This window comes from Actinomadura sp. HBU206391, assembly GCF_014323665.1.
In the GTDB taxonomy this organism is placed as follows: domain Bacteria; phylum Actinomycetota; class Actinomycetes; order Streptosporangiales; family Streptosporangiaceae; genus Actinomadura_C.
On the sequence record NZ_JABVEB010000265.1, the window covers coordinates 1 to 7,125 of the forward strand.

At 71.0% G+C, this 7,125-nt stretch carries 7 protein-coding genes; 2 read left to right on the forward strand and 5 right to left on the reverse strand.

The window, feature by feature from the left end; all coding sequences use genetic code 11:
- Nucleotides 1–1,530: excinuclease ABC subunit UvrB (gene uvrB / locus HKK72_RS33575; protein ID WP_187238448.1), on the reverse strand; the 1,530-nt coding region annotated here is incomplete at its 3' end.
- A gap of 222 nt (nucleotides 1,531–1,752) precedes the next feature.
- Here uvrB and HKK72_RS33580 point away from each other — a divergent pair.
- On the forward strand, nucleotides 1,753–2,721 hold the full coding sequence (locus tag HKK72_RS33580) for a glycerophosphodiester phosphodiesterase (protein WP_187238449.1): 969 nt from the start codon (nucleotides 1,753–1,755) through the stop codon (nucleotides 2,719–2,721).
- Between the two features lie 19 nt (nucleotides 2,722–2,740).
- Here the strand turns inward: HKK72_RS33580 and HKK72_RS33585 are convergent, their stop codons facing one another.
- On the reverse strand, nucleotides 2,741–3,919 hold the full coding sequence (locus tag HKK72_RS33585) for a sensor histidine kinase (RefSeq protein WP_187238450.1): 1,179 nt from the start codon (nucleotides 3,917–3,919) through the stop codon (nucleotides 2,741–2,743).
- Between the two features lie 153 nt (nucleotides 3,920–4,072).
- On the opposite strand from HKK72_RS33585, the gene HKK72_RS33590 reads away from it, so the two are divergent.
- The gene (locus tag HKK72_RS33590; RefSeq protein ID WP_187238451.1) at nucleotides 4,073–5,008 is read left to right on the forward strand and encodes a glycerophosphodiester phosphodiesterase; all 936 of its coding nucleotides are present in this window, start codon (nucleotides 4,073–4,075) and stop codon (nucleotides 5,006–5,008) included.
- 27 nt (nucleotides 5,009–5,035) lie between these two features.
- On the opposite strand, the gene coaE is transcribed toward HKK72_RS33590, so the two are convergent.
- The 3 genes from coaE to HKK72_RS33605 all read right to left on the reverse strand — a co-directional run.
- Complete coding sequence (gene coaE / locus HKK72_RS33595; protein WP_187238452.1) at nucleotides 5,036–5,638, reverse strand: dephospho-CoA kinase; 603 nt, start codon at nucleotides 5,636–5,638, stop codon at nucleotides 5,036–5,038.
- A 27-nt stretch (nucleotides 5,639–5,665) separates the two neighbouring features.
- The gene (locus HKK72_RS33600; protein WP_187238453.1) at nucleotides 5,666–6,199 is read right to left on the reverse strand and encodes a GNAT family N-acetyltransferase; all 534 of its coding nucleotides are present in this window, start codon (nucleotides 6,197–6,199) and stop codon (nucleotides 5,666–5,668) included.
- Between the two features lie 103 nt (nucleotides 6,200–6,302).
- A partial coding sequence (locus tag HKK72_RS33605) for an endonuclease/exonuclease/phosphatase family protein (protein ID WP_187238454.1) occupies nucleotides 6,303–7,125 on the reverse strand: 823 nt, incomplete at its 5' end.

The following is a 7,125-nucleotide window of genomic DNA, read 5'->3' on the forward strand; positions in this document are numbered from 1 at the left end:
GCCGACCAGCACGTCGAACTCGCCCATGCGCAGCTCGCGCAGCAGCTCGATGCGCCGCAGCGTGTCGACCTCGCTGTGCAGGTAGCGCACCCGGATGCCGAGCTCGAGCAGGTAGTCGGTGAGGTCCTCGGACATCTTCTTGGTCAGGGTCGTGACCAGTACCCGCTCGTCGCGTTCGGCCCGTACCCGGATCTCGTGCACGAGATCGTCGATCTGTCCCTTCGTGGGCTTGATGACCACCTCGGGGTCGATCAGGCCGGTGGGGCGGATGACCTGCTCGACGACATCGCCCTTGACCCGGCCGAGCTCGTACTGGCCGGGGGTGGCGGACAGGTACACGGTCTGGCCGATGCGGTCGAGGAACTCCTCCCACTTCAGCGGCCGGTTGTCCATCGCCGACGGCAGCCGGAAGCCGTGCTCGACCAGCGTGCGCTTGCGCGAGGCGTCGCCCTCGTACATCGCGCCGATCTGCGGCACGGACTGGTGCGACTCGTCGAGGACCAGCAGGAAGTCCTCTGGGAAGTAGTCCAGCAGCGTGTTGGGCGCGGTGCCCTGGCCACGGCCGTCGATGTGCCGGGAGTAGTTCTCGATGCCGGCGCAGCTGCCGACCTGGCGCATCATCTCGATGTCGTAGGTCGTGCGCATGCGCAGCCGCTGGGCCTCCAGCAGCTTGCCCTGCCGCTCCATCAGGGCGAGGGTCTCCTCCAGCTCGGCCTCGATGCCGCCGATGGCCCGCTCCATCCGCTCGGCGCCGGCGACGTAGTGGGACGCCGGGAAGACGTAGAGCTCCTGGTCCTCGGACAGCACCTCGCCCGTGAGCGGGTGCAGCGTCGCGAGCTTCTCGATCTCGTCGCCGAACATCTCGATGCGGACGGCGAGTTCCTCGTACTGCGGGATGATCTCGATGGTGTCGCCGCGCACCCGGAACGTGCCGCGGCTGAACGCCAGGTCGTTGCGTGAGTACTGCATCTCCACCAGGCGGCGCAGGAGCTGGTCGCGCTCGATCTCCTGGCCGACCCGCATCCGCACCATCCGGTCGACGTACTCCTGCGGCGTGCCGAGGCCGTAGATGCACGACACCGAGGCGACGACGATCGTGTCCCGCCGGGTGAGCAGCGAGTTCGTCGCCGAGTGCCGCAGCCGGTCGACCTCGTCGTTGATCGAGGAGTCCTTCTCGATGTAGGTGTCGGTCTGCGGGACGTAGGCCTCCGGCTGGTAGTAGTCGTAGTAGGAGACGAAGTACTCCACCGCGTTGTGCGGGAGCATCTCCCTCAGTTCGTTGGCGAACTGCGCGGCGAGTGTCTTGTTCGGCTGCATGACGAGCGTGGGCCGCTGCACCTGCTCGATCAGCCAGGCCACCGTCGCGGTCTTGCCGGTGCCGGTGGCACCGAGCAGCACCGAGTCCTTGTCACCGCGCTCGATGCGCTCTCGCAGCTCGGCGATCGCCTGGGGCTGGTCGCCCGACGGCGTCATCTCGGTGACGACCTCGAACGGCGCCACCCGGCGCTGAAGGTCGGTGACCGGTCGCATTTGTGCCTCCTGTCGGACCCTGGACGTCCCTTGATGTGCCGGTCCGGGCCCAGATGCAACCGTACGTGGTGCCGGTGACATTCCCGGCCCGAACACAGGCGCGCTGACACACCGGGACCGTATGGTCACCGAGCGGGACCGGCTCGTCATACGATCTTCACCCGGAGGGGACGGACTCCTCGCAGATCGAACCGGACATATGGCCCGCGTGAGAGGAGTCTGATGTTCCGACCATTCTGCCTCGCAGCCACGGTGGCCGTCTCGGCGCTCCTGTTCACCGCCGCACCGGCCACCGCGGCACCGGACCCGCGGCCCGTCCCGGCGGCCACCTCGACGGCCGCACCGGTCACGTATGGGCGCACCCCGCCGCCGGTCCCGGTCCCGGTCCCGGCCCCGGCGGCCGCACCGTCCGCGAGGGTGGTGAACGTCGCGCACCGCGGCGCGTCCGCGTACGCGCCGGAGAACACCATCGCGGCCTTCCGGCTGGCGCAGACCCAGCACGCGGACATGTTCGAGCTCGACGTGCAGAGGACGCGGGACCACGAACTCGTGCTCATGCACGACACCACGCTGGCCCGCACCACCAACGTCGAGCAGGTCTTCCCCGAACGCGCCCCGTGGCAGGTCGCCGACTTCGAGCTGTCGGAGATCCGCAGGCTCGACGCGGGTTCGTGGTTCGCCGCCAGGTTCCAGCGCGAGCCGGTCCCCACGCTCGCCGAAGCGCTGCGGGCGATGCGCGGCAGCGGTCTGGGGCTGCTACTGGAGATCAAGGCCTCTGAGCTCTACCCGGGCATCGAGTACACGCTCGCCGAGGAGCTGCGCCGTCATCCGTACTGGCTGCGCACCAACCGCTGGGAGCGGCGCCTCGTCGTGCAGTCCTTCAACTGGCAGTCCATGCGGACCTTCCACGGCATCCTGCCGTGGGTGCCCATCGGCCTGCTCGGCACCCCCGCCATAGACCGGATGCCGCGGCTGGCGCAGTTCGCCGACCAGATCAACCCGCACTTCGAGGACCTGTCCCCCGACTATGTCGCCCATATCCACGCGCTCAGGATGGACGTCTTCGCCTGGAGCGTTCAGGACCCCGCGATCATGCGGCAGGTGATCGCGCATGGCGTCGACGGCGTCATCACCGACCGGCCGGACGTGCTCCGTGGCGTGCTCGCGGAGGGGCCGCCGCGAGGATCGTGACGGGCACGCCGTCGCGGGTTCACGCCTCGGGGGACGCCATGGCCGGCCCGGCGGGCAGGGGAACGCGGGCGCGGACCGCGTAGCCGCCCTCGGTGCCGGCGCTCGCCTCGAACACGCCACCGAGCGCCGTCACCCGCTCGCGCAACCCGACCAGCCCGTTCCCGCCGCTCGGCAGACCGTGATCGGGACGGATCGAGGGCGCGTCGTTCTCGACCCGTACTTCGATCGCGTCCGGGAGATGGTCGAGGTCCACCCGGGCGGACACCGCGCCCGCGTGCTTGTGCACGTTGGTGAGCGCCTCCTGCACGACCCGGTAGGCGGTGCCGGCGACCGCGGCGGGCAGCGGGCGCTCGTCGCCCTTGACCGTCAGGGTTACGTCGAGTCCGGCCGCGTGGGACTGGCCGACCAGCCCGCGAATGTCCCCCAGGCCGGGCGCGGGAAGCGGAGCGGCCGCTTCACCGAGCCGAAGGACCCCGATCACCTGCCGCAGCTCGTCGAGCGCCTGCCGCCCCATGTCGCCGATCACGGCCGCGGCCTCGGCCGCCCGCTCCGGGTCGCGCTTGGCGATCGCCCGGACCGCTCCCGCCTGTACGACCATCACGCTCACCCGGTTGGCCACCACGTCGTGCATCTCCCGGGCGATGCGGGTGCGTTCCTCGGCCCGTGCCCCCTCCGCCAGCAGATGCTGCTCGCGCTCCAGCCGCGCGGCACGCTCCTGCAGGGACGCGATCAACTGCTTGCGGGCGCCCATGTACAGGCCCAGCAGCACGGAAGGCATGACCAGGACGATCCCGACGACGACCGCGATCCAGAACGGTTCGTCCGGCTCGAGCGCGGGGGCGGGCTGGGCGACGAACGCGACCAGCGCCACCCCGCTGGTGATCAGAACCACCCGGCGTGACACGGCGTAGGCGCCCAGCGTGTAGAACGCGATCAGGTACGACAGCATGCCCGCTCCGGCCACCGCGCCGAGTACGAGGCACAGCGTCGCCACCGAGACCGGGAAACGGCGGCGCACGACCAGGCACAGCCCGAGCAGGAAGCTGATCGCGCCGACCGCCGGCCCGGGCAGGAAGAAGTTCTCGGCGCTGAATCCGGTGGCCACGCCGTCGAAGACGGCGACACTGACCGCCAGACCGATGTCGAGCGCCCGTGAGCGCCGCCGTGGCCACCAGGCGATCCCCCGATCGGTGTGCATAAAGGGAGCGTAAAGCAGGTCGGCGACGAGCGGGTTACGTAACCGACCCTCAGCGGTCATCCGCTGCTCACCGTGCGCTTGCCGTTACGCAGCCGGACCTCCACAAAGTCAGAGGGAAGCAGTCAAACCGCCCTCTTTGTGGAGGAAGCACTCATGCTTAGGCAGCTTGCCCCTATCGCGCTCGCCACCCTCGCACCCCTCGCCGCCGGCATGCCGGCCGCGCAGGCCGCATCCACCTCCGCCGAGAGCGCCTCCGCCACCCACGCCGTGGCGGGCCTCGCCTTAACCCGGCCCGGCCCGGCCCGGCTCGCGGCGACGGAGCCGAACCCGCCCGAGAACCGCCGCGTACTGGACGTCGCCCACCGCGGCGCCTCCGCCCAGGCGCCGGAGAACACGATGGCGGCCTTCCGCGCCGCCCGCGACCGGGGCGCGGACGTGTTGGAACTCGACGTGCAGGAGACCAAGGACCACAAGCTCGTCGTGATGCACGACACGACGCTCGGCCGCACCACCAACGCCGAACGGATCTTCCCGGGCAAGAGCCCGTGGCGGGTCCGCGATCTCACCCTCGCCCAGATCCGCAAGCTCGACGCCGGCTCCTGGTACGGATCCGCCTACAAGGGACAGCGCGTGCCGACACTGGCCCGTACGCTCCGCGACATGCAGGACAGCGGGATGGATCTCCTGCTCGAGGTCAAGTCACCGTCGCTGTACCCCGGGATCGGCGATCGGGTGGCCGACGAGCTCCGCAGGCACGGGAACTGGCTGAACAAGGACCGGGTCATCGTCCAGAGCTTCGACTGGCCGTTCGTGCGCGAGTTCCACAAGCGGCTGCCGAACGTGCCGACCGGGCTGCTCGGCACGCCTCCCACCTCGGACCTGGCCGCCGCCGCGAAGTACGCCGACTACATCAATCCGCCGCACAAGGACGTCACACCCGGCTACGTCAGGAAGGTCCACAAGCGCGGAATGAAGGTCATCCCCTGGACCGTCAACGACGCCCCGACGATGCGCCGCCTGATCAGGAACGGGGCCGACGGGATCATCACCAACCGTCCCGGCACCCTGCGGGAGGTCAACGGAGGCTGAGCGGCCGGGCCCGCGCCGGGCGCGGGCTCAAGCCGACGCCGCGCGCTCGGTGAGCTCGGCCCAGAGGGCGTCGACCTGCTTGTGCAGATCCTCCAGCGAACCCGAGTTGTCGATCACATGCGTGGCGACGGCACGGCGCTGCTCACGTGAGGCCTGGGCCGCGATCCGGGCCCGGGCGTCGCCCTCGGTCATGCCACGCCGGGCCGTCAGCCGCTCCACCTGGACCTCGACCGGGACGTCCACGACCACCACCACGTCATGCATCCCGGCCAGCCCGTTCTCCACGAGCAGCGGCATGTCGTAGACCACGACCGCGTCGGGCGCGGCCGCCTCGAGCAGTTCCTGCGACCGCCGGCCGATCAGCGGATGCGTGATGGCGTTCAGCGCCGCACGGCGCTCCTCGTCGGCGAACACGATCGAACCCAGACCCGGCCGGTCGAGGGTCCCGTCGGGGAGCAGCACCCCCTCGCCGAACTCCGCGACGATCGCGGCCAGACCGGGCGTGCCGGGCCGCACCACCTCACGTGCGATGAGGTCGGCGTCGATCAGTTCGGCGCCCAGCGCGACGAGCCGCTTGGAGACCTCGCTCTTGCCCGATCCGATCCCGCCGGTCAACCCCACTCGCAGCACGGGCCGAGCGTACCCGACGCCGATCCGCTACCGCCGTCGGCCGGTCCGCGCCGGATCCGGCCCGGCGGCCGGCCCCTGCGCCAGCGACTTGCGCATGTGCACGAGCGTCAGGTGCGCGGCGACCCGCTCACGATGGGTCTCGGTGTAGCCGAGCCGCCGGTACAGCCGCAGGTTGCCCTCGCTGAGATGCCCGGTGAACAGCACGCACGCGTCCACCCGCCCGGCGACCTCGTCCTCCAGGGCACGCATGAGCCGGGTGCCGACGCCCGCGCCCTGCCGATCCGGCACGACGACCAGCCTGCCCACCAGGCACATGCGATCGCTGAACTGCGCGCGGACGGCGCCGATGACGCGCCCGCCGGTGACGGCCTTGAGCACCACGGCATCGCCGGCGAGCACCTTGCGCATCTGATCGAGCGACTCCACCAGCGGCGGGATGAACGGGTCTCCGTACAGCTGGGCCTCGACGAGATAGGCCGCCCGCTGCACGGTGAGGATCTCTCCCGCGTCCTCGGGCGCGGCCGCCGCGATCTCGACGTCGTCACCGCCCGCCGTACTCATGATCCCGCCCCGCGCTGCCGGCGCGGGCCGCTCTGAGGCGGTCGGCGCGCGGCCCGGGCACGAGCGCGCGGCCCTCGCCGTCGCGCCCCGCCCGCGACGCCGGTCACTGGCCGATCCGGACCGTCGCCGCGAGCGGGTAGTGATCGGAGGCCGCCGACGGCCGCACGTCGACCTCGCTGAACATGAGGTCGTCGGTACCGAAGATCCAGTCGATCTTGCCGCCGTCGGGGGTCGTGGGCATCACGTCGCTGTCCAGCCAGGCGCTGCGCAGCCCGGTTCCCTCGACCATCCGGGTGATCTCAGGACTGCCCGGCCCGGCGTTCATGTCACCCGCGATGATCGTACGGGGCGCCTCCGACCATGCCTTGAGCAACATGGAGATCGCGGCGCTACGGACGGTGGCCTCCGCATCGCCGTCCTCCAGATGCGTCGACCACACGTCCACCGTGGTGCGCCCGACCTCGAGACGGGCCCACACGTAGCCGCGGATCTGTGACCAGGCACCGGCCGGAAGCCGGTCGGTGCCCGAAGAGCGGACCGGCCGGGAGGTGAGGATCGCGTTGCCGAACTGGCTGTCGGCGGCCGGCCCCCAGATCAGATGCATGCCGAGCCGTCGGGACAGCCAGACCGCCACGTCGGTGGTGCCCGACACCAGCGAACCCCGGCCGACCTCCTGCAGGAGGACGACGTCGGCCCGCTGCCCCTCGATCGCGCGGACGATCCCCTCGGGGTCCAGCCGGCCCTCCCCGTTCAACGCGCTGTGAATGTTGTAGGTGACGACCCGCAACTGGTCCGCGCTGACCGGCGCCGGAGACGCCTTGGGCGCGGTGGCGTTGAACACCAGGGTGCCGGCCAGGAGCACCAGAGCCACGGCGCCCGCGGTCAGCGCGCGCAGCGGCGCCCGCGCGGGCAGCGGCCCGCCACGC